Raw genomic sequence first — 20,276 nt, forward strand, 5'->3', positions numbered from 1 at the left:
AAGATATTACTGAGGGGGGGCGACAAACTGGGAAGCTCTCCTCGAATCACCGCTTAGTGGCGGCTTCCGAAAGGCACAGCCTCCCATATGGTTTCCATAGTTCAATGGAACCGCAAGCAGGCTCGCTACAGCTCTAGGTCTAGCGCCATTGCAGCCTTTAGTGCTCGGCTGGGCCTAGTGTGTGTCGTCCTTTCGGATTTCGACCTTGAAGTATGTCCGCAGCGCAACGGGGAACCAATTCCGGACTACGTAACCTTTAACAACATCGCTCTAGCGGATACCTTCCAAATTCACGAAGACGGCGACATTCCGGACCTCAACGTCTTCCGCGAAAACAACGCCACCATTGAGCGCCAGAAGAAGGCACCCATCAACGTAGTTATTGGCAACCCGCCATATTCCGCCGGCCAAAAGTCCGCCAATGATATAAACGCCAACCAGAAATACCCGGGGTTGGATAAGCGCATTGCAGAGACTTACGCTGTGAAATCCACGGCGACGCCTCAGCGAACCCTCTACGATTCCTATTTGCGAGCTTTCCGCTGGGCACCGACCGCATCGGCGACCAGGAGGTAGTAGCCTTCGTGTCCAATGGCGGGTGGATCGACGGCAATACGGGTGATGGTGTGCGCTTATCGATGGCCGAGGATTTCACGGACCTTTATATTTTTAACCTTCGCGGCAACCAACGTACCGCTGGCGAACAGTCCCGCAAAGAAGGCGGCAAAGTCTTCGGCTCTGGTTCCCGCAACTCCGTGGCTATCACCGTCGGTATCAAAGACTGGTTTCCAGCTTCACTACCGAGACATTAGTGACTATCTGACAGTCGAAGAAAAGCTTGGGATCGTCGACTCCTCCGCGATTGAAACCATTGACTGGCAGTCCATTGAACCAAATGAAGAGGGTGACTGGTTGCACCAGCACTCTGAAGAATTTGAAAAGTGGCCGGTACTGGGGGCAAAAGCCAAACAAGATTTCTATTTTCAAGGATTATAGTCTGGGCCTCGCTACAGGCCGAGATGCTTGGGTTACAGGGGGAGTCCAAAGCCGTAGTATTCGAAAAGCGGTGATGACATCTTCCACTTTGTGTACGGAAAGTTGCATGACTCGGGCTATCGCACGAAGAATGCGGCGGATTTGAAGAAGATGCTGCCGCATATTGAAACGCCATCCTCGCGTGCGGAGTTCGACAAGTTTGCTGCGGCTGGTAAAGAATTAATGGACCTGCACGTGGACTACGAGTCCGTGGAGCCGTGGCCGCTGGATATTCAGGTCAAGGGTGATGAGTCTGACCGTGAGACGTGGCGCGTTAAGAAGATGATATGGGCCAAGCGCAAGGACCCGGAGACAGGCAAAAACGTCAATGACGTGACCAAGCTGATCTACAACAGGCAGGTGACCATCGGTGGTATTCCTGCGGAGGCGGATGAGTATATGCTTGGCTCGCGCTCAGCTCTCGCCTGGCTGATTGACCGTTACCAGGTTAAGAAAGACAAGGCCTCCGGTATTGTTAATGACCCGAAGGATTGGGCCGATGAGGTGGGCAATCCGCGCTGCATCGTGGACCTAATTGGCAAGGTCACGCGCGTAGCGATGGAGACGGTACGCATTGTTGATGGGCTGGTAGAGGAAGGTTCTGCTGTGGAAAGTTAGCAGCATTTCGAGGCGATTTTCCTTGAATCCCTCCGGCTGCGTCCGTAGACTTACGGTATCGTAGGTTTCTTGTTCGGGTTCGTTGCGGCTAGCAGAAGGGAAGTACCTCGTGGCACAGATTCATGCGGATAGCGCGCCGGGGCCGGGCCTTGTCCAGCGCACGTACTGGATGGCCGACCGCGGTCCCAGGCCGCTAAGCCGTGGCTGGGGACATGCGATTGCAGCATTGCTGTCGGTGATTGCCTCCACCGTGCTCATTACCTATGCGTGGATGACGCTGCAGTGGTGGCAGGGGCTTGGCGTAACTGTTTACGGCGTGGGGCTGGTCGGGCTTTTTGGCGTTTCGGCGCTCTACCACCGCTATCCGTGGGCGAGCGCGCGTGCCGTGCAGTGGTGGCGGCGGGCGGATCACGCGACCATCTCGGTGTTTATTGCGGCGACGTATACGCCGCTGTGCCTCATCGTGTTATCGCCGGTACAGGCGGCATGGATGCTAGGCGTTGCCTGGGCAGGAGCGATTCTCGGCGCGATTTTGAACCTGGTGTGGATTGGCCACCCGCGCTGGTTGGACGTGGTGGTTTACCTAGCGCTGGGCTGGTTGGTGCTGCCGCTCTTGCCCACGCTGTGGACGCAAGCCGGCGCGGCCGTCGTCTGGCTGCTCGTTGCCGGCGGCGTGGTTTATTCGCTCGGTGCGCTGGTCTATGGCTTTAAGTGGCCAGGGCGCAACGCACGCTACTACGGCTACCACGAGCACTTCCACACCGCGACGATTGCGGCGGCGGTGGTGCACCTGGTTGCGGTGTGGATGGTCGTCGTCTAGGGGTAGGTCGACTATTAGCACGTCTATCTCCTCCACCCAGGAATTGCCGGACTGCCTGTAAACTCCTTTTTAGATGGAAGGGGGGTACACATACTGACGCCGCTACGGTGGGTATTCACCTAGAAGTCATGAGACTCGAAAACTCAGCGTGCTTTTGCCCAGCCGATCACGGCTGCGCCGATAGTAGCCCACATGACGTGGACAAGAAGCAGCACTAGAAGGGCGGCGCTGATGGTATCCATCCATCCCATGCCCAACGTCAGTGCCGCAGGTTGGGTGGACAAAGTATGACTACCAAGACAGCAGGTACCTACGGGAAATGTACTAGCCCACCACGTGGGGTTATAAGACATGGGGGTGCTTCCTAGGGCCGCTCCCCAGTGCTTGCTCATGGCGTAAATGGCCAGCGGGATGCCAAGCCCGAGCATCGCTACACCGTAGACCATTGCGCGGAAGTGCCATTGTTCACCTGCAAGCAATTGTGCTCCCGCGGTAGATTGGCCTACCAGCCCGAGCGGGATCCAAGCAGTGGCAGCGAAGCTGGTAGGAATTTTCGGAATGGTACGCAGGTAAACGAAGGCGAATGTAGGCAATCCTGTAAGCCAAGCCAATGCAAAACTGATTACGCCAATGCTGTGGACTATCGATCCCCACTCGCCGGCATGCGGTGCCAACTGAGCTGAGGAGGTAGCCGCAACCATGGGGGCAACCAGCGGTAGTCCCCAGGTGAAAGCGGGGGCTGACGGGCGATCGCAGATGAGAAACACGAGAAAACGGATGCACGTCACCGCGCCGAGAACCGTTCCTATTGCCCAGCACAAGGTATGAACCGACCAGGCATCATAAATGAGGGAGTAGGCGCTACCCAAAGAAAGTATGCCCATAGATACCATGCCCCAAGCAGGCATGTCGGCGGCGTAAAATCCCGGATTATGGTGCTTTAGAAACCCAAATACGAGTGATATAGCAAGAATTGTTACAACCCCAAGCATGGCTTTCGAGGGGGCCGAGCCTAATAGGGGAGTTACGTGTACGTCGATAAGAGTAGAAGAGATTCCGAGGCCCATAACGGCCCCGGCCCAGCCTGGGCCGAGCGGGGGAAGGTCTATCTCGTTCTGAATTTTTAACATGCGCTTGAGGCTAAGCTTTACGGCAGAATTGCGGGAGGGCGTTCATTCTGGACGGGGTTACAATGAAAATATGTACCCCTCGCGAATCGGTAGTAGTGATGACTTTTTACCAGTTCGGCGCGGATTTGTCCCCGATGCCCAGACAGTCGACGCCGTACTTGCTGTGGCACGGTATGGGGGTATGAATCAGGCCGCCATACACCTGAATGTCTCCCAACAGTCGGTGAGTAATCGCATTGCCAATTTTGAAAGGCATCTAAATCAACGCATTTTTTGGCGTGGAGCTGCGGGTAGTTTTACTACGGAAGTCGGCTCCCAGGTTGTCCGGGTACTCGAGGTGCTAGAGGGTGCCTTGAACGACTGCGCGCGTGGTCTTGAGAGAGCCATCGGTGAAGGCGTCACCGAGGAAATTAAATTGGTGGTCTCGCATACAGTCGCCGAGGTAGATTACCCGCGCTGGGCTGCGGCGTTTCAACGTGCTCACCCGAAAACTTTTCTGCGTATGCGCCAGCTCAATAGCCGGGAGGCCCAGCGCTACGTAGTACAGGGATTGGCGGAATTGGCCATTGTGGAAGGCAACTGGGTATCCCATGAATTGCAACAGCGTGTAGCCGGACACGATGAACTCGTTGTTGTCGTCCCCGCAGGCCATCACTGGGCTCGGGTGGATAACCGAAATGAAGCTGGGACTTCTACAGTTTCAGCACCATTGAAGGGGATGGCTGCAGTAACTAAGGAGGAGCTGCAGACTACTCCTTTGGTTCTGCGTGAGCAGGGAAGCGGCACGCGGGAGGTAGTAGAGGACATTCTGGGGTCACTCGCTCCTCCTGCAGGAGAATTTGGATCTCTGGGGGCGCAACGCGCTGCTATAGGTGCCTTAGGCGCTCCAGGGGTTATAGCCAGGCGAGCAGTGGAGTCGCAGTTGGCCACCGGTGAGTATATAGAGGTTCCGGTAGCTGAGATCAAGTTTGACCGGCCTCTACGTGTGGTGTGGAGCTCGCAGAACCGACTCCCAGAGCCGGCTCACCGGTTTCTTCGCTTCTTGGCGGACTATGCGGACGGGGACGAGGTCGAAACTAAGCGTGGCTGATGAAAACTCGTTCATTAATGTGGTGACTCCACCAGCCGGTGCTCCAAGGCGAGTGTTTATTCAGCATGAGCGAAGAGATCCTCAGCATCGGTGCCGGTCGTAATCGCAGCGGCTAGCAGCATACGTGCTTGGGGCGCGCGCAGGGTGCCAGAGGAGATAACGCCGGCGTCGGCAAGCGTGGCACCGCCACCGGCTCCGCCGTAGATTCCCTCCACTGGGCCGTGGTCCACGCGGGTGGTGAGCACCACCGGAACCTTCTTGGCCGCGGCCTGAGCGGCCTGTGCTAGTTCGTCGCCGATATTGCCGGCGCCCATGCCCTCAATGACGATGCCTTCGGCGCCGCTGTCCAAGGAACGCTGGATGAGATCAGCCGGCGCACCGGGGTAGGCGGCGATAATATCGACGCGGGTATTGCCCAGTGGCTTAAACTTCAGAGCCTTCGGGCGCTGAGGCTGCTTCTCGCCATTGTTATTGGCAAAGCCATCGGCTTTGGACGTATCGGACTTGAAAGCGCCGCGGGCAGGAATGACCTGATCCGCAAAGGCGATAAACGTGCCGCGGCCCCTATTGGCGGGATCGGTGACGGTCTTCACCGCGAGCGCCAAGTTATCCGGGCCATCTGGATTCGGATCATCAAAGGGGCGCATTGCACCGGTTAAGGCCACCGGCTTCTCACTGTCTTGGAAGGTATCGACAGCGATGGCGGTCTCTTCCATGGAATCGGTGCCATGGGTTACCACAACACCATCGACGTCCTTGCGCTGCAGCTCCTTGTGTACGGCCGTGATAATGCTATCGGTATCGTCCAAGGTCATCGCGGAAGAATCCAGCTTAGCAATGTCTTTGACCTCTAACGTGAGTTTGTTGTTATCAAAGGTGCCAGAAAGCGGTTCCACCAACTTGGAGCCAGTAACGGTAGGCACCACCGCGCCAGTCTTATCGTGTGTGCTGGCGATAGTGCCGCCGGTAGAAAGGACCACCACGTGTCCCTCGGCGGTGGCGCGTGGGCCCTCGCTTTCCGTGGCGGAGGTTTCGGTTGCTTCTGTGGTCGCGGGCTCAGAACTGGTGGGGCTGTGCGAGGCGGAAGACTCGGGTGTGGTGGCCGAAGTTTCGTCCGCTGGGCGGTTATCCGGATTCTGGCAGGACGCCAAGAGGCAGGCCGAAGCTATCAGGGCAAGGCCGGTGCGTACCGACCGGCGCAAAGTTGGGGTGTGCATATTCCCTCGTTTCTGTGTGGATATAAGAGCAGACGGCAGGAAACCGTCGTCCGCGTATAAATCCATCTAAAGCATAAAGACGGGGTTGCCGCTGCCACTATGGACTTGCTAACACCGAAACGAGGGGAGAGCAGTTAATTGATGTGCTGATTTGTCGGCGCCACCACCAAAGGTTTTGGCGAGTACTTGGCGCGTAGCTCGCGCAGCACGGTGGCGTGCTCGGCCAAGCGCTTATCTTCCTCGGTATGCGGATGGAAGGGGCGGGCCACCTGTGGCTGACCATCATGATCGAGGGCGATATAGGCCACGGTGGCATGGATGGCGGTTTGCAAGTGCTCACGGCCGCCGCGGGGGTTGCCGGAGCGGACGTGGATGGACATCTGCATCGAGCGGGTATCGGTACGCATCATGCGGGCGTCGACCTCGATGAGGTCGCCGATGGAAATCGGGCGGTAGAAGCGGATGCCACCGGCATAGACAGCTACGGTGCGCTCGGCGGACCACTCCATGGTGCAGGCCGCACCGGCCTCATCGATCCATTGCATGGCGGTGCCGCCGTGGACCTTGCCGCCCCAGTTGACGTCGGTGGGCTTGGCTAGGAAGCGGTTGACCATGCGCGGGGCATCGGAAGGCCCGTCATAGGTTTGCTCTTCCATCTCCGCCTCGATGGCCTTGCGCAGCTCAATGCGGGACTTGGCTGCTTCTTCTACGCGGCACTGTTCATCGGTTTCCGGCACGAAGGGCGGCACCGGGGTGGACTTGCCAGTGGCAGGGTCCTTGGCTACGAAGATGACCAGGCAATCGCAGGCGCGAGTGAAGATGCCTTCGCGCGGGTCAGCCGAAAGCACCTCATTGACGATGTGCATGGAAGACCGGCCGGTCATGGCGATGCGCGAGCGCACCTCCACGATGTGCCCGGAAGGGATGGGGCGGGTGAAGTGAATATGGCCCACGTATGCGGTCACGCAGTACTGGCCGGACCACTGCACGGCGCAGGCATAGGCGGCCTTATCAATCCATTCCAGGACGCGTCCGCCGCTGATGCCGGGGGCGCCGGCCATGGTGACGTCGGTTGGCGATGCCATAAAGCGCAGCGTCAGCGCCGGCGATTTCTGATTTTCCGCAACGGAAGGCGTAGGTGACATAAACAACAAGATAACAGTAGTTATGATGTAGTTATGAAAAAGCCCGTCGATCCCGCCGCTACCCGCGCGGCCGTCATGGCCATCAAAGACTGGATTGCCGCCCCGGCGGAGCACGATAAGCCTGGTAGAGCCCTGCTTGCCGACGCCGTCCGGCGCACCGCCCGCACTCTCGAAGCCGACGCGCCGGGTCACTCCGTGGAGCTGCGCGTACCCCCATTTGTTGCGGTGCAATGCATTGAAGGACCCCGCCATACCCGCGGCACCCCACCCAATGTGGTGGAGACTGATCCGGAAACCTGGCTGCGCCTTGCCACCGGATTGGCGGACTGGGAAGAGGCCGTAGGCACTGGTCGCGTGGATGCTTCCGGCTCCCGCGCGGGCGAAATCGCGCAGTGGTTGCCGCTCATTCCGTTAGTTTCCGGCGGCGCGACAGGCTAATATAAACGCCGTGGTAGAAGTACATACTCCTAGTATCACCAATCTTGACGATCAGAATGAGCAGGAGCCCCGCGAAGAATGCGGCGTCTATGGCGTCTGGGCTCCTGGGGAGGAAGTCTCCAAGCTGACCTACTTTGGGCTCTTCGCCCTGCAACACCGTGGCCAGGAGGCCGCTGGCATTGCAGTGGGCGATGATGACCGTATCGTCGTCTTCAAAGACATGGGCTTGGTGGCCAATATCTTTGATGAATCCACCCTGTCCGCCCTCCAAGGAAACGTAGCGGTGGGCCACACGCGCTATTCCACCGCCGGCGGCAAGGAATGGTCCAACGTGCAGCCCATGTTTTCTACCTCTTCCACCGGGGTAGACATTGCCCTTGGGCACAACGGCAATCTGGTCAACTACCTGGAGCTGCGCGAGGAAGCCGTGCAACGCGGCCTCATCAAGCCGCACGAGGAATCCGTTTCTGACTCCATGTGCTTGTCCATGCTGCTTGCCGACGGCGTGGATGAAGACACCTCCGTCTTTGACTCCGCCCGCGACCTGCTGCCGCGAGTTAAGGGCGCGTTCTGCTTGACCTTTACTGATGGGCACACCATGTACGCCGCCCGCGACCCACACGGCGTGCGCCCGCTTGTCCTTGGCCGCCTGGCCAAGGGCTGGGTAGTAGCTTCCGAGACCTGCGCGCTCGATATCTGCGGCGCCCAGTTCATCCGCGAGATTGAACCCGGTGAGCTCGTCGCCATCGATGAGGCTGGCATCCGATCCGTGAACTTCGCGCCGGCAAAGCGCCACGGTTGCGTCTTCGAATACGTCTACTTGGCCCGCCCGGATAGCGATATCAAGGGCCGTTCCGTCAACGCCTCCCGTGTGGATATTGGCCGCCGCTTGGCCCGCGAATACCCCGCGGAGGGCGCGGACCTCGTCATCCCAGTACCCGAATCCGGTAATCCAGCCGCCGTGGGCTATGCCCGCGAATCGGGAATCACCTTCGCCCACGGTTTGGTTAAAAACGCCTACGTGGGCCGCACCTTCATCCAGCCCACCCAGACCCTGCGCCAGCTGGGCATCCGCTTGAAGCTCAACCCGCTGCGCGAGGTCATCAACGGCAAGAAGCTGGTCGTGGTGGATGATTCCATCGTGCGCGGAAATACCCAGCGCGCGCTCATTCGCATGCTGCGCGAGGCCGGTGCCGCCGAGGTGCACGTGCGCATCGCCTCCCCACCGGTGAAGTGGCCGTGCTTCTACGGCATTGACTTCGCCTCCCCGGGTGAGCTGATTGCTAATGCCAGCCCTTCCGACGATCCGGAAACCGTCTGCGCCACCATCTGTGACACCATCGGCGCCGATTCCCTGGGCTTTGTCTCCGTTGAGGAGATGGTGGCCGCCACCGAGCAGCCCCGGTCCGAGCTGTGCACCGCTTGCTTCACGGGCGAGTACCCGCTCGGCCTGCCCGCCGGAAACTCCAATGCAGACGCCGTGCGCACCCTGCTCGGCACCGAATAACAAAGGACTTTTGAAACCATGAGTGACAATACCTACGCCGCAGCCGGCGTCAGCATCGAAGAGGGCGACCGCGCCGTTGAGCTTTTCGCCCCGCACGCCAAGCGCGCCACCCGCCCCGAGGTCCTTGGCGGCCTCGGCGGCTTTGCCGGCCTGTTTAAGCTCGGCGATTATAAGGAGCCCATCTTGGCCGCGGGTTCCGATGGCGTTGGCACCAAGCTGGCCGTGGCCCAGGCCATGGACAAGCACGACACCATCGGCATCGACTTGGTCGCCATGTGCGTCGATGATCTCGTCGTCTGCGGCGCGGAGCCGCTTTTCCTGCAGGACTATATTGCCGTGGGCAAGGTCGTGCCGGAAAAGGTGGCCGAGGTAGTCAAGGGCATCGCCGAGGGGTGTGTGCAGGCCGGTGCCGCGCTATTGGGCGGCGAGACCGCCGAGCACCCCGGCATGATGGAAGAAAATGAATACGATGTCTCCGCCACCGCGGTAGGCGTCGTTGAGGCTGATGGCGTGCTTGGCCCCGATAAGGTCCGTGATGGGGACGTGCTCATCGCCATGGGGTCTTCCGGCTTGCACTCCAATGGCTACTCTTTGGCCCGCCACGTCCTTTTGGAGCAGGCTGGCATGCCTCTCGACAGCCACGTAGAAGAGCTGGGCCGTCCCCTCGGAGAGGAGCTGCTGGAGCCTACCCGCATCTACGCCAAGGACTGCTTGGCTTTGGCCAGTGAGTGCTCCGTATCCACCTTCTGCCACGTCACCGGCGGTGGGCTGGCCGGCAACCTTGAGCGCGTCATCCCGGAAGGCCTAGCCGCCGATATTAACCGCGCTTCGTGGACCCCAGGCCAGATCTTCAAGCTCATCTCCTCAGTGGGCAAGGTGGAGCTGGCTGAGATGGAGAAGACCTTCAATATGGGCGTGGGCATGATTGCCGTGGTCAACCCTGAAGACCGCGACCGCGCCCTAGCAATGCTTACCGCGCGCCACATCGATGCGTGGGAGTTGGGCACCGTTCGCTCCGCCTCTGGCGAGGAGCCGCGCGTGCTCATGCACGGCGAGCACCCAAATTTCTAATAGTGTCTTGCCCCGCTAGGGGAGGGCATGAGGAAGGGCCCTAGGAAATCCTAGGGCCCTTGAACTATCCGGCGGCGAGCGGAAGATTAGCGTTCGTCGCGGTCGTCATCCCATTCATCGACGTAGTCGGCGTATGGGTCATCCTCTTCATAATCGCGGGAGTCACCCTCTTGCTGTGCGGCGAGTTCCCGTTGTAGGGACTCGATATCCATCTCGGGTGAGTTGTACTTGAGCTGGCGTGCAACTTTGGTCTGCTTTGCCTTTGCGCGTCCGCGTCCCATGTGCATGACCCCCTTGGGTTAGTAGGGCGCGCCAGGGATTCTTGGGCGCCCCATCGACTTGTCTATTGAGTATCTTCCTGTAAGACACAATAGCCTGTGTGACGAAAAAATTCCGCACCGCCCCCTAGCTAGTGGGAGATCTAACGTCCGCGCAGCCGGTTTACCGCCTCACGTCCGGCCTTGGGGCCCTCATCTTCGGGGATGGAAGAAGGATCAATTGAAGCCGCCGTATCGCCCACCTCTAGGGTGCCGGCATCCAGCGCAGAGCGCTTCACGAGGCCTAGGGCAATGGGGCCAAAATCGCAGTCATCCACGATCGTGCCGATGCGGCCTACCTTACGTCCATTGAAAGTAATGTCATCGCCCACATTCGGCCGTTGCGGGGCTGAGCCGTCGAGGTGTAGCTGCACCAATAGGCGAGGAGAGCGGCCGAGGTTTTCCACGCGCGCTACCGTTTCCTGACCGCGGTAACAGCCCTTATTGAGGTGGACGTGGGCCGGATTATCTGCGCTACGGCTAATCCACTGCGGTACCTCGTGGGGGATGGATTTATTATCTAGATCCGTTGCCAGTTCCGGCTCGCGCGCACGCACCCGCTCGGCGGTAAACGCCATAAGCCCGGCCAGTCGCGCGCCGGATCCCTCCAAGAGCTTCGTTGCCTCAACCAAGGATTTGCGTGGGACTCCCAGGTCAACGCGATTGATTCCGGTCCACTGAACCTGGCGGGAAAACTCCACCATGGGTGGTAGCGCAATATCGGTCTCACCCAGTAGGGTGAGGATGGCGATATCGGCTTCCTCTACGGTGACCTCGGACCAAAAGATCATCATGGTGAGGAACTTAAAAAGGGAGTCGAATTGGGCCGCGGGGACGTCGATAAGAAAGGCGTCTTCGGTGCGGACGATATCCATGTGGTGGAGGATATGTCCTTGGATGTCTAGGTCAAGGGCACCGGCGCTAAAGCCCACGGGGGCGGTATCCAGCTTTTGCGAAAGCAAATTATTAAGAAACTCGGCGGCGTCCTTGCCGCTGACACGGATGACGCGGCGTTGGGAACGGTCGATGACTATGGTGCCGCCATCGGCAGCTCGTTGCTCACCCAGCGGATTGCCATAATGCCAGGCCACGCCTTGGGCATCGAGTACGGTTGCGTCCTGGTGCTCCGCGGCACCGGTGCGTTGCAGAAGAGGCGAAGAATAACTCACAACTACCGATGGTAGGGCATAATCAAAGGTATGAAGTTCTCGCCGCGAAAAGAGCCGGTCATCTACGTTGTGGAGCCCTTTGGAGGGTCGGTACGCAGGCACATGCCCACGCTGCCTCTCGTCTATGCGGATGATGCCGCGGTCACCCGCGGCGATGGCATTTTTGAATCCCTGCTCGTACGCGGAGGAAAAGCCGCCAACCTGCAGCGGCACGCGCAACGCTTCTGCGATTCAGCGCGCACCATGAATCTGCCAGAACCGCCTATGGAGAAGTGGGAAGAAGCCACGCGTCTCGCGATTGCGGACTTCTGCGGGGATGAGACAGGGGATGCCAAATGCACCTGGACTTATACCCGCGGGCGCGCCTCTACGGGAAGGCCGAGCGCCTGGGTCGTGGTTCAACCCATCGAGGAAAGGGTCCTAGAACAGCGCGCGCACGGCGTAGCCGTCATGACCAGCCCGCGCCTGTGGCACGTAGCGGAGGAATTACCCGCCAAGACGCTCAACTATGCGGCCACGATGGCGATGCTGCGCATGGCGCGAGATAAGGGCTTTGAGGATCTCATCCTCACCGATCCGGACACCGGAGAAATCCTCGAGGGCGCAACCTCGACCGTGGTGGCCGTCAAGGGAGAGAAACTGCGCACCGCCGCCGGCCGCGGCATCCTTCCCGGAACCACGCAGGCGGCCCTTTTCGCCCACGCCACTAAGGAGGGCTATCGCTGCAAAGCCAAGCCGCTCACCGTGGAGTATCTGGAAAAGGCGGACTCAGTGTGGCTGGTGTCCTCGGTGCGCGTTGCCGCCCGGGTCACCCGGCTTAATGGCAAAAAATTAAAGGCCCCGGATAACGTGGACGTCATTCGAGACCTTATTGATAAAGCGCTGGGGGACTAGCCAGCGATACGGGTGAGCTCCGCGGACATGTAGGGGCGCATTTCCCCATCAACCATGCGCTCGTCTACCCAGCCCAGGTTGTTATTGGGCATCAGGCCGTACATGCGCTTGCCCGGCCCCAGGTTTTTCGGTCCGGTTTCGGTGACCATGGTGGAGGCGGACTCCAGCTGCCATGCGCGGTCATTGAACGGCTCGCCGTAGAAGATTTCCACAATGCCGTTTGAAGAGGTGTAAGTGACCTCGATTTCATCCTTTTCAGAAATGCGCCAGAAGCCGGTCTCGCGCACGGAGGGGCCTTCCGGCTTGCCCTCGGTATCAATCTTCCAGGTACGGGAGCTAAACGTGAGGTAATTCTCGCCATCGTGGGCGATCACCAGCTGCTGGCCAAAGGTATATTCCTGGCCCTGCGTATCGTGTGCCTGGCCCTCGCCTTGCCAGACGCCCACGAGGGGGAGCAGTCCTAGCAGGCCGTCGTGCAGCGATGGGCCCTGGCGCAGGTTGGCAGTATCGTCCGGTACCGGGGTATCGCCCAGCTCGAGAGCAGGGATATTGCGGCTAGCGGCGTCTTTCCACTGCTCGGCGGCTTGGTTCACGGCATCGTTGCCGTTGAGCTTTCCCGGGTCATTTTCCGGGTGGGAAGCCGCGGTGGTTTCGATGTTTTCGGGAGTGGTTTCATTATTGTTTTCGTTCATGGGCGTCCAGCCTAGTCGTGAACCCGCCTATTTAACTACTAGACTTGGGCCTCGTGCATGCATTGATGATCTCGAATCCCAACTCGACCTCACAAACCAACGCCCTTTTCCGCCAAATCGTTCCTTGCCTACAAGCGGTGGAGGGGCTGCGCCTGAAGGTGCAATTTACGCACCACCCCGGCCACGCCGAAGAGATGGTCAAGGGAATGACCAGGGATGACTATGACGTCATTATCGCTGTAGGCGGAGATGGGACCGTCAACGAGGTAGTCAACGGGCTCCTCGGCCCGGCCGATGGGCAGCGCCCCGACCCCCACTCCATCCCCGCGTTGGCCGTAATTCCTACCGGGTCTGCCAATGTTTTCGTGCGCGCTCTAGGTTTTCCCAACACTCCGGTGGAAGCCACTCACGTATTGGCGCGCATGCTGGAGCGCAACCTCCGTCGCACCATTTACCTGGGCACGTGGAACGATCGCTGGTTTGCCGTCAATGCCGGCTTCGGCTTGGATGCGGATGTTTTGGCGCGCGTGGACCGGGCGCGCGAGCAAGGATTTTCTGCCACTCCACTGCGCTATCTCAATGTTGCCATTCGGGCGTGGAGCCGCGCGCGGAAGAATCCACCGCATATTGCGGTTAAGGCCGAATCCAGCATCGGCGAGCAGCTGCGCAAAGACGATGTGCCGCTCATGTTTACCTCCAATACCAACCCGTGGACCTTCCTAGGCCCTCTGCCGGTTGTGACCAATCCGCGCAATTCTTTTGATGAGGGCCTTGCTCTTTTTGGCCTGGAGGAGTTTAGCGGACTTGGCGGCGTCGTCGGCCTGCTGCACCTCTTTGGTGCCGATAAACGTGGATGGCTCAATAAGCTCACCAAAGAAAAGACCGTGGCCTTCGACGATGCCATGCGCGTCGAACTGGTCTGCCGCGAACCGCAGCGCTTCCAGGCCGACGGGGAATCTGAGGGGCGCTTCGATGCCGTTACCTTAGCCTCCGTAAAGGAAGCCATCGAGGTATTCGCCCCGCAGGATAGGAGAGAAGTCCATAAGCGCACGATGAAGGAAGTGCTCCGGGACTTTATCCGCCTGCGCTAGCCTGCGGCGCAGGTCCCACCCGGTGCTTGGTGTCGGCGGCTTTCTTTTCTGCCTCTTCCACGGCCTTTTGCTCCGAGCCTTCAATCTCCAGAGGAGAGAGTTGGGCCAGCTGCACCTTGATATTGCGGCGCTGTATTTCGAAGGAGATGGTGCCGCCCTGCATTTTTACCGCGGTAGCCTGGGCCGGAAGCGGAAGCTGGCGAGTATCAAAGTTGAGGGAAAAGGCCTTTTGCAGGCGCTCGTCATCGGTGTCATAGACCTGCATGCGAAACTCCGGCCCGACTAAGCGGAGGGTGACTTTGGCGGTGGACTTGTGAGTATCGCCAGGCAGGGTGCCTGTCAGCTCAGCTTCCGCGGAGGTGCCACCGGAAGGGGAGATATCGTCTGGGTTGGCAATGGATAGATCGGTAATTCCCAGCAGGCGGCCCAACGCCACCCCGTCTAAGGAAATGCCGCGCGAGTAGGTAGAAACAGGCGCGCCCTCAATATCGCCGTTCATTACTTGTTCTGGGGTCACCGTAATATCGCGCAGTACGGTCGAAGCATTGACCATTCCCAGCTTGGGCACCTCCACGTCGAGCGCCTTGACCTCCAAATAGGGAATTTCCTTCGAGGCCGCAGCCCACACGTAGGGGGTGCCACCGATAAAGACATCTGGCGTATTTTCCAGCCGTGAATTGGCTTTTACGGCCTGTGCCACCTTGTGTTCCGTGTGCATAGCCACGCAGGCATCCGCCACCCAGGCCGCAATGAATACGCACACCACGAGGAGGATGTGTACGATGCGCCGGTCAATTCTTAGAACACTCACCCCTTCATTCTTACCCTACGTATTCTGGGGTCTATGACTAGCAATGCCTTTAGTATCACGGAAGAAAACCTGCCGGACTCCCCGGAGCTGGCGAGCCGCCTAGAAGAGCTTGCTGAGCAGGCCGAACGTGTGGATGGAATGGCGCCCCTTTCAGAGCAGTTCCTTAATGGCCTCACTGATTCCCGCCTGCAGCATCGCCACTTGGTGGCGTGGGTAGATAAGAAGCCGTGCGGCGTGGCTGGGCTGGATGGTTCCACCGCCGAGCTATTTATCGCCCCAGATTTCCGCGGACAGGGCTATGGGGCCTTGCTTTACGACGCCGCCGCGGAAACCCCCAATCTCCAGGCCTGGGCCCACGGGAACCTGCCGGCCGCACAGGCCCTGGCACACTCCCGAGGTCTGCAGGTCACCCGTAAGCTAGTGGTTATGGGTATTGGGGGAGAAGAGCTCGCTGCTGTCGCCCGTCCCGAGGACGTGCCTTTGACGGCGCTCAATTACTCCGAGTCGGTAGCAAAATGGGGGCAGGAGTTTGTGGAGGAGCAGTGGCTCAAGGCAAATAATGAGGCTTTTTCCTGGCACCCTGAGCAAGGTGGCTGGGATATAGATCGCCTGCACCGCGGCATGGAGGCGGATTGGTTTGATCCCGCTGACCTGCTCTTCTTGTGGGATACGGCAGGAGATCCGGTCCTAGCCGGCTTCCACTGGACCAAATGGCATGCGGAGGAAGCCCCGGGATTCGGTGAGGTCTACGTGGTGGGCTTGGCTGCGGACTATCGCGGCAAGAAATTGGGTGGACCGCTGCTGCAGATTGGTCTGCGTCGCATGGTGGAAAAGGGTGCTCAGCGGGTAATTCTTTATGTGGAAGCGGACAATGATCCGGCGCTGAAAGCATATGAGCGCCTGGGCTTTAAAGTTGATGAAGAACACGTCGTATGGGGTGTATGTGATTAAAGTCATGGGGTGAGCCGTGTTTGTTCACTCAGTGTTCACCTATTGGCACCCTTTTGGTCAGATCCTGCGGATAGCTTTACACCTTGTGAGTTAACCGCACCTGCGCACCTGCATCTCGCCCCAGAAAGCGAAGCGGGATGCGGGAAATATCTCTCTAGGAGATGCGGTTTCCTCGGACAATCAATCTCTGATCTGCACCGGAAAGGGTTTTCCCGTGATTCGCAACTTCAAGCGCACCGCCGCAATCTTCGGCATCGTAGCCGCAACCTCTACCGCTCTCGTAGCTTGCTCTGAGGAGTCTGGCTCCTCCTCCGATTCCGCTGGCGGCGAGGACGTCTCCGGCGAGCTCGTCGGCGACGGTGCATCCTCCCAGCAGAACGCAATGTCTTACTTCCAAACCGCGTTCTCCGAGGATCACCCAGACGCTTCCCTGTCCTACAATGCTTCCGGTTCCGGCGCCGGCGTTGAGGCCTTCACCAACGGCCAGGCTGACTTCGCTGGTTCTGACTCCGCCCTGAAGGAAGACGAGGGCGAGGTCGAGGCTGCCGCTAAGCGTTGCGACGGCAACGAGGCATGGCACCTGCCAACCACCATCGGCCCGGTTGCAATCGCCTACAACCTGGGTGACACCGAGATCAACCTTTCCACCAAGACCCTGGGCAAGATCTTCAAGGGCGAAATCAAGAAGTGGAACGACAAGGCTATCGCCGCTGACAACGAGGGCACCGACCTGCCGGACAAGGACATCACCGTCATCTTCCGTTCCGACGAGTCCGGTACCTCCGCAAACTTCCAGAAGTTCCTGAAGGCCGCTACGGGCGACTGGGACTCCGAGGGCAAGCAGTTCCCGGATTCTGTTGGTGAGGGCGCTAACGGTTCCTCCGGCGTTGCTGACCAGGTTGCAAGCATCGACGGTGCTATCACCTACGTCGAGGCTGGCTTTGCAGACCAGAAGGAAGGCGAAGGCGTTAAGAAGGCCAAGATTGACTTCGGCCACGGCCCAGTTGAGCTCTCCACCGAGTCCGTCAACAAGGCTTTGGAAAACCTGGAGTTCAAGAAGACCGACTCCGAGCACAACATGGTTGTTGACTCTGAGGCACTGTTCTCCTCCGATAACGAGGGTGCATACCCGCTCATCCTGACTACCTACAACATCGTCTGCTCCAAGGGCTACGATGAGGAGACCTCCAAGCTGGTCAAGTCCTTCTTCACCACCGTCCTGGATCACCAGGACGACCAGCTGGCTGAGCAAGGCTTCATCCCGGTTGAGGGTGCTCACCTGGACAAGCTGAAGGCTGCTGTTGACGCTTTGCAGTAAGCGCTAAAGCTGTAAAAGCTTAATATCTCCCGCCCCCACTGCCGCACACGATTCGCGCTTTGGGGGCGCAGGTATGTAACGATATTTTCCATTTTCAACGCTGAAAAGGATTAACAGTCTCATGGCAGACAATAATCTCACCACGGCTCCAGAGCAGGCGGACGCGAATATCACCGCTGCCGAGCGAGTCTCCACCAGCGGACACGAAGAAGTAGCTACCACCAGCTCCAATAGCGGCGTAAAGCGCCCAGGCGATCGTGTCTTTGAGTTCCTGTCCACTGCTTCGGCAACACTTATTACCGTCATGATTGCGGCTATTGCCGCCTTCCTGCTGTGGCGTGCAGTTCCCGCCCTGGGAGTCAACGACGGCGGCATCTTGGGTTTCTTTACCTATGGTGGCCGTTGGGAGACCACCGATACTTCTGCGATGAAGTTCGGTATCCCGACCATGTTCGGTACCACCGTCCTTATCTCCGTCTTCGCCCTCCTGCTGGCTATGCCGGTGGCCCTGGCCATTGCCATCTTCCTGTCCAACTACGCGCCTGCCCGCTTGGTCAAACCTCTCGGCTTCCTGGTGGACATGCTCGCTGCGGTTCCTTCCATTGTTTATGGTCTGTGGGGCTGGCAGGTTCTCGGCCCGGCGCTATCCGGCTTCTATTCCTGGATGGAGTCTTGGGCCGGTGGCTTCTTCCTCTTCCATGTCTTCGATAACTCGCCCTCTTTTGCTACCGGCCGCAACTTGTTTACCGGTGGCATCGTGCTCGCCGTGATGATTCTGCCGATCATCGCGGCCACCGCCCGCGAGGTCTTCGTGCAGACCCCTCCAGGCCAGGTGGAATCCGCCCTGGCGCTGGGCGCTACCCGTTGGGAAGTTATCCGCATGACCGTGCTGCCATTCGGCATGTCCGGCTATATCGCAGGCTCCATGCTCGGCCTGGGCCGTGCGCTGGGTGAGACCATGGCGCTGTACATGGTCGTCTCCCCGCTGATTGACTTCCGCTTCTCGCTTTTCGATGGCGGCACGACCTTCGCCACGGCCATCGCCCTGGCATCTGCCGAGTTCGGTAACGAGATGCGCGCTGGTGCCTACATCGCCGCCGGCCTCATGCTGTTCTTGCTGACCTTCGTGGTCAACGCAATTGCCCGCGCCATCGTGAAGAAGAAGTAAGGAGGGGAGGATCAATGACTACGACAACTAATGCCAAGCCTGTCTCCCAAGGCGGCGCGACATTCCTGGACATCTCCGGCTCCCGCAAGATGACCAATAACATCGCCACTGCAGTGGTCTGGGGCGCAATGATTTTGGCTATGGTCCCGCTGGTGTGGGTTCTGTGGGAACTCATCGCCCGCGGCAGTGGCGTAATCCTCAACCCTGAGTGGTGGACCGCCTCCCAGCGCGGCATCATGAATAGCTCGGCCGGCGGCGGTGCTGCCCACGCAATCGTGGGTACTTTCGTGCAAACCATTTTGGCTTCCGTCATCTCCATTCCCATCGGCATCTTCACCGCTATTTACCTGGTGGAGTACTCCAAGGGTGGATGGCTTGGCCGCATCACTACCTTCATGGTGGACATCCTGTCCGGTGTGCCGTCCATTGTTGCGGCTCTGTTCATCTTCGCCATGTGGATCACCCTCTTCGGTTTCGGCCGCTCCGGCTTCGCCGTGGCGCTGTCCCTGGTACTGCTGATGATTCCGATTGTGGTGCGCAATACCGAAGAGATGCTGCGCGTGGTCCCAATGGACTTGCGTGAGGCGTCCTACGCGCTCGGTGTACCAAAGTGGAAGACCATCGCCCGTATCGTTCTGCCTACCGCCCTGTCCGGCATTGTCACCGGCATCATGCTGGCGATTGCCCGCGTGATGGGTGAGTCCTCGCCGGTGCTGGTCTTGGTTGGTTCCTCCTCCGTCATCAATTGGGACGCTTTCAAGGGATCTCAGTCCTCGCTCCCGTTGATGATGCTGGATATGTACAAGGCCGGCGCTCAGCCAGCCGTGCTGGACAAGCTTTGGGGTGCAGCTTTGACGCTGGTTATCCTCATCGCCGTCCTCAATATTGCGGCCCGCATCGTGTCCGCAAAGTTCTCGGTTAAGAAGTAAAACGCCGTAACACTCGATTCCGCCATACACTTGCTAGAGGAGAAACTCCCAAATGTCTAAGCTCGCGCTCAATGACGTGAACATTTTCTACGGCGACTTCCACGCCGTGCAGAACGTGAATATGCAGATCCCGGCCCAGGCCGTGACCGCATTCATCGGCCCTTCCGGCTGCGGTAAGTCCACCGTGCTGCGCACCATCAACCGTATGCACGAGGTCATTCCCGGCGCCTCGGTAAAGGGTGAAATCCTGCTCGATGGCACCAATATCTACGGACCAAAGGTTGACCCAGTATCCGTACGCAACACCATCGGCATGGTCTTCCAGAAGGCTAACCCGTTCCCCACGATGTCCATTGAGGACAATGTCGTGGCTGGCCTCAAGCTTTCCGGTGAGAAGAACAAGAAGAAGCTCAAGGAAGTCGCGGAGAAGTCCCTGCGCGGCGCCAACCTGTGGGACGAGGTCAAGGACCGCCTGGACAAGCCGGGCGGCGGCCTTTCCGGTGGTCAGCAGCAGCGTCTGTGCATCGCCCGCGCCATCGCCGTGGAGCCAGAGGTGCTGCTCATGGACGAGCCTTGTTCCGCCCTAGACCCGATTTCCACCCTCGCCGTGGAGGACCTTATCCACGAGCTGAAGGAGAACTTCACCATCGTCATCGTGACCCACAATATGCAGCAGGCAGCCCGTGTGTCCGATAAGACCGGCTTCTTCTCCCTGGAAGCAACCGGCAAGCCGGGTCACCTGGTGGAGTTCGATGACACCACCAAGATCTTCGAGAATCCTTCCCAGAAGGAGACCGAGGATTATATCTCTGGCCGCTTTGGCTAAAGAGTAGAGAGATTGTCCGAGAAAACGGGCCAGTTCATT

22 protein-coding genes are annotated in these 20,276 nt (G+C 59.1%); 15 read left to right on the forward strand and 7 right to left on the reverse strand.

The annotated features are described in order from the left end of the window. Positions 1-87 precede the first annotated feature (87 nt). The 4 genes from QP990_RS12295 to QP990_RS01220 all read left to right on the forward strand — a co-directional run bounded on the left by QP990_RS12295 (position 88) and on the right by QP990_RS01220 (position 2,473). The gene (locus tag QP990_RS12295) at positions 88-576 is read left to right on the forward strand and encodes a hypothetical protein (protein WP_396127264.1); all 489 of its coding nucleotides are present in this window, start codon (positions 88-90) and stop codon (positions 574-576) included. Positions 577-591: 15 nt separating this feature from the next. Then, complete coding sequence (locus tag QP990_RS12300; RefSeq protein ID WP_349839550.1) at positions 592-996, forward strand: hypothetical protein; 405 nt, start codon at positions 592-594, stop codon at positions 994-996. Positions 997-1,086: 90 nt separating this feature from the next. Beyond that, the gene (locus QP990_RS12305) at positions 1,087-1,653 is read left to right on the forward strand and encodes a type ISP restriction/modification enzyme (protein WP_396127265.1); all 567 of its coding nucleotides are present in this window, start codon (positions 1,087-1,089) and stop codon (positions 1,651-1,653) included. A 109-nt stretch (positions 1,654-1,762) separates the two neighbouring features. Beyond that, the gene (locus QP990_RS01220; protein WP_374048529.1) at positions 1,763-2,473 is read left to right on the forward strand and encodes a hemolysin III family protein; all 711 of its coding nucleotides are present in this window, start codon (positions 1,763-1,765) and stop codon (positions 2,471-2,473) included. Positions 2,474-2,616: 143 nt separating this feature from the next. Here the strand turns inward: QP990_RS01220 and QP990_RS01225 are convergent, their stop codons facing one another. After that, positions 2,617-3,603: a tellurite resistance protein gene (locus QP990_RS01225; protein ID WP_248100183.1), complete on the reverse strand. Its 987-nt coding sequence runs from the start codon at positions 3,601-3,603 to the stop codon at positions 2,617-2,619. Between the two features lie 70 nt (positions 3,604-3,673). On the opposite strand from QP990_RS01225, the gene QP990_RS01230 reads away from it, so the two are divergent. Then, positions 3,674-4,693: a LysR family transcriptional regulator gene (locus QP990_RS01230; RefSeq protein ID WP_259825240.1), complete on the forward strand. Its 1,020-nt coding sequence runs from the start codon at positions 3,674-3,676 to the stop codon at positions 4,691-4,693. Between the two features lie 56 nt (positions 4,694-4,749). Here the strand turns inward: QP990_RS01230 and QP990_RS01235 are convergent, their stop codons facing one another. Both QP990_RS01235 and QP990_RS01240 read right to left on the reverse strand, forming a co-directional pair. After that, on the reverse strand, positions 4,750-5,910 hold the full coding sequence (locus tag QP990_RS01235; protein WP_248100185.1) for an asparaginase: 1,161 nt from the start codon (positions 5,908-5,910) through the stop codon (positions 4,750-4,752). A gap of 134 nt (positions 5,911-6,044) precedes the next feature. Then, positions 6,045-7,055, reverse strand: a complete 1,011-nt coding sequence (locus tag QP990_RS01240; protein WP_284798060.1) for an acyl-CoA thioesterase — start codon at positions 7,053-7,055, stop codon at positions 6,045-6,047. 33 nt (positions 7,056-7,088) lie between these two features. Here QP990_RS01240 and QP990_RS01245 point away from each other — a divergent pair, with 33 nt between their 5' ends. The 3 genes from QP990_RS01245 to purM are packed head-to-tail and all read left to right on the forward strand — an operon-like array spanning position 7,089 to position 10,071. After that, positions 7,089-7,493 carry a sterol carrier family protein gene (locus QP990_RS01245; RefSeq protein ID WP_284798061.1) on the forward strand — a complete coding sequence of 135 codons (405 nt, stop codon included), beginning with the start codon at positions 7,089-7,091 and terminating at the stop codon, positions 7,491-7,493. Positions 7,494-7,503: 10 nt separating this feature from the next. Then, on the forward strand, positions 7,504-9,000 hold the full coding sequence (gene purF, locus QP990_RS01250) for an amidophosphoribosyltransferase (RefSeq protein WP_284798062.1): 1,497 nt from the start codon (positions 7,504-7,506) through the stop codon (positions 8,998-9,000). Positions 9,001-9,018: 18 nt separating this feature from the next. Continuing rightward, complete coding sequence (gene purM, locus QP990_RS01255; RefSeq protein ID WP_284798063.1) at positions 9,019-10,071, forward strand: phosphoribosylformylglycinamidine cyclo-ligase; 1,053 nt, start codon at positions 9,019-9,021, stop codon at positions 10,069-10,071. 86 nt (positions 10,072-10,157) lie between these two features. Here the strand turns inward: purM and QP990_RS01260 are convergent, their stop codons facing one another. Then, entirely contained in the window at positions 10,158-10,352 is a 195-nt protein-coding gene (locus QP990_RS01260) for a DUF3073 domain-containing protein (protein WP_023019866.1), read from the reverse strand. Positions 10,353-10,492: 140 nt separating this feature from the next. Continuing rightward, the gene (locus QP990_RS01265) at positions 10,493-11,557 is read right to left on the reverse strand and encodes a folate-binding protein YgfZ (protein ID WP_284798065.1); all 1,065 of its coding nucleotides are present in this window, start codon (positions 11,555-11,557) and stop codon (positions 10,493-10,495) included. 30 nt (positions 11,558-11,587) lie between these two features. On the opposite strand from QP990_RS01265, the gene QP990_RS01270 reads away from it, so the two are divergent. After that, the gene (locus QP990_RS01270) at positions 11,588-12,451 is read left to right on the forward strand and encodes an aminodeoxychorismate lyase (RefSeq protein WP_284798068.1); all 864 of its coding nucleotides are present in this window, start codon (positions 11,588-11,590) and stop codon (positions 12,449-12,451) included. Here the strand turns inward: QP990_RS01270 and QP990_RS01275 are convergent. Next, positions 12,448-13,143, reverse strand: coding sequence for an FABP family protein (locus tag QP990_RS01275; protein ID WP_239208377.1), 696 nt, complete (start codon positions 13,141-13,143; stop codon positions 12,448-12,450). The two genes, QP990_RS01270 and QP990_RS01275, sit on opposite strands and share 4 nt — an antisense overlap. Before the next feature lie 53 nt (positions 13,144-13,196). Here QP990_RS01275 and QP990_RS01280 point away from each other — a divergent pair, with 53 nt between their 5' ends. Further along, positions 13,197-14,234 (forward strand): diacylglycerol kinase family protein, encoded by a 1,038-nt coding sequence (locus QP990_RS01280; RefSeq protein WP_284798069.1) that lies wholly within the window; start codon positions 13,197-13,199, stop codon positions 14,232-14,234. Here QP990_RS01280 and QP990_RS01285 read toward each other — a convergent pair. Continuing rightward, entirely contained in the window at positions 14,218-15,045 is an 828-nt protein-coding gene (locus QP990_RS01285) for a DUF2993 domain-containing protein (protein WP_200288673.1), read from the reverse strand. The genes QP990_RS01280 and QP990_RS01285 overlap by 17 nt on opposite strands. A 33-nt stretch (positions 15,046-15,078) precedes the next feature. Here QP990_RS01285 and mshD point away from each other — a divergent pair, with 33 nt between their 5' ends. The 5 genes from mshD to pstB all read left to right on the forward strand — a co-directional run bounded on the left by mshD (position 15,079) and on the right by pstB (position 20,237). After that, positions 15,079-15,996, forward strand: a complete 918-nt coding sequence (gene mshD, locus QP990_RS01290; RefSeq protein WP_284798074.1) for a mycothiol synthase — start codon at positions 15,079-15,081, stop codon at positions 15,994-15,996. A 214-nt stretch (positions 15,997-16,210) separates the two neighbouring features. Next, positions 16,211-17,314: a phosphate ABC transporter substrate-binding protein PstS gene (gene pstS / locus QP990_RS01295; RefSeq protein ID WP_179386949.1), complete on the forward strand. Its 1,104-nt coding sequence runs from the start codon at positions 16,211-16,213 to the stop codon at positions 17,312-17,314. Positions 17,315-17,435: 121 nt separating this feature from the next. Next, positions 17,436-18,482, forward strand: a complete 1,047-nt coding sequence (gene pstC, locus QP990_RS01300) for a phosphate ABC transporter permease subunit PstC (protein WP_023019858.1) — start codon at positions 17,436-17,438, stop codon at positions 18,480-18,482. 14 nt (positions 18,483-18,496) lie between these two features. Further along, positions 18,497-19,411 carry a phosphate ABC transporter permease PstA gene (pstA, locus tag QP990_RS01305; RefSeq protein WP_284798077.1) on the forward strand — a complete coding sequence of 305 codons (915 nt, stop codon included), beginning with the start codon at positions 18,497-18,499 and terminating at the stop codon, positions 19,409-19,411. Positions 19,412-19,463: 52 nt separating this feature from the next. Further along, on the forward strand, positions 19,464-20,237 hold the full coding sequence (gene pstB, locus QP990_RS01310; RefSeq protein WP_023019857.1) for a phosphate ABC transporter ATP-binding protein PstB: 774 nt from the start codon (positions 19,464-19,466) through the stop codon (positions 20,235-20,237). The last annotated feature ends 39 nt before the right edge of the window (positions 20,238-20,276 follow it).

This window comes from Corynebacterium sp. MSK071, from assembly GCF_030232125.1.
GTDB classification, from domain to species: Bacteria; Actinomycetota; Actinomycetes; order Mycobacteriales; family Mycobacteriaceae; genus Corynebacterium; species Corynebacterium kefirresidentii.

Excerpts from the sequence above, each read along its gene's own strand:
- QP990_RS12295 (WP_396127264.1), top strand. The coding sequence starts at position 88 with ATGGTTTCCATAGTTCAATGGAACCGCAAGCAGGCTCGCTACAGCTCT.
- QP990_RS12300 (WP_349839550.1), top strand. The coding sequence starts at position 592 with ATGGCGGGTGGATCGACGGCAATACGGGTGATGGTGTGCGCTTATCGA.
- QP990_RS01225 (WP_248100183.1), bottom strand. The coding sequence starts at position 3,603 with ATGTTAAAAATTCAGAACGAGATAGACCTTCCCCCGCTCGGCCCAGGC.
- QP990_RS01230 (WP_259825240.1), top strand. The coding sequence starts at position 3,674 with ATGTACCCCTCGCGAATCGGTAGTAGTGATGACTTTTTACCAGTTCGG.
- QP990_RS01235 (WP_248100185.1), bottom strand. The coding sequence starts at position 5,910 with ATGCACACCCCAACTTTGCGCCGGTCGGTACGCACCGGCCTTGCCCTG.
- QP990_RS01240 (WP_284798060.1), bottom strand. The coding sequence starts at position 7,055 with ATGTCACCTACGCCTTCCGTTGCGGAAAATCAGAAATCGCCGGCGCTG.
- QP990_RS01245 (WP_284798061.1), top strand. The coding sequence starts at position 7,089 with ATGAAAAAGCCCGTCGATCCCGCCGCTACCCGCGCGGCCGTCATGGCC.
- purM (WP_284798063.1), top strand. The coding sequence starts at position 9,019 with ATGAGTGACAATACCTACGCCGCAGCCGGCGTCAGCATCGAAGAGGGC.
- QP990_RS01260 (WP_023019866.1), bottom strand. The coding sequence starts at position 10,352 with ATGGGACGCGGACGCGCAAAGGCAAAGCAGACCAAAGTTGCACGCCAG.
- QP990_RS01270 (WP_284798068.1), top strand. The coding sequence starts at position 11,588 with ATGAAGTTCTCGCCGCGAAAAGAGCCGGTCATCTACGTTGTGGAGCCC.
- QP990_RS01275 (WP_239208377.1), bottom strand. The coding sequence starts at position 13,143 with ATGAACGAAAACAATAATGAAACCACTCCCGAAAACATCGAAACCACC.
- mshD (WP_284798074.1), top strand. The coding sequence starts at position 15,079 with ATGACTAGCAATGCCTTTAGTATCACGGAAGAAAACCTGCCGGACTCC.
- pstC (WP_023019858.1), top strand. The coding sequence starts at position 17,436 with ATGGCAGACAATAATCTCACCACGGCTCCAGAGCAGGCGGACGCGAAT.
- pstA (WP_284798077.1), top strand. The coding sequence starts at position 18,497 with ATGACTACGACAACTAATGCCAAGCCTGTCTCCCAAGGCGGCGCGACA.
- pstB (WP_023019857.1), top strand. The coding sequence starts at position 19,464 with ATGTCTAAGCTCGCGCTCAATGACGTGAACATTTTCTACGGCGACTTC.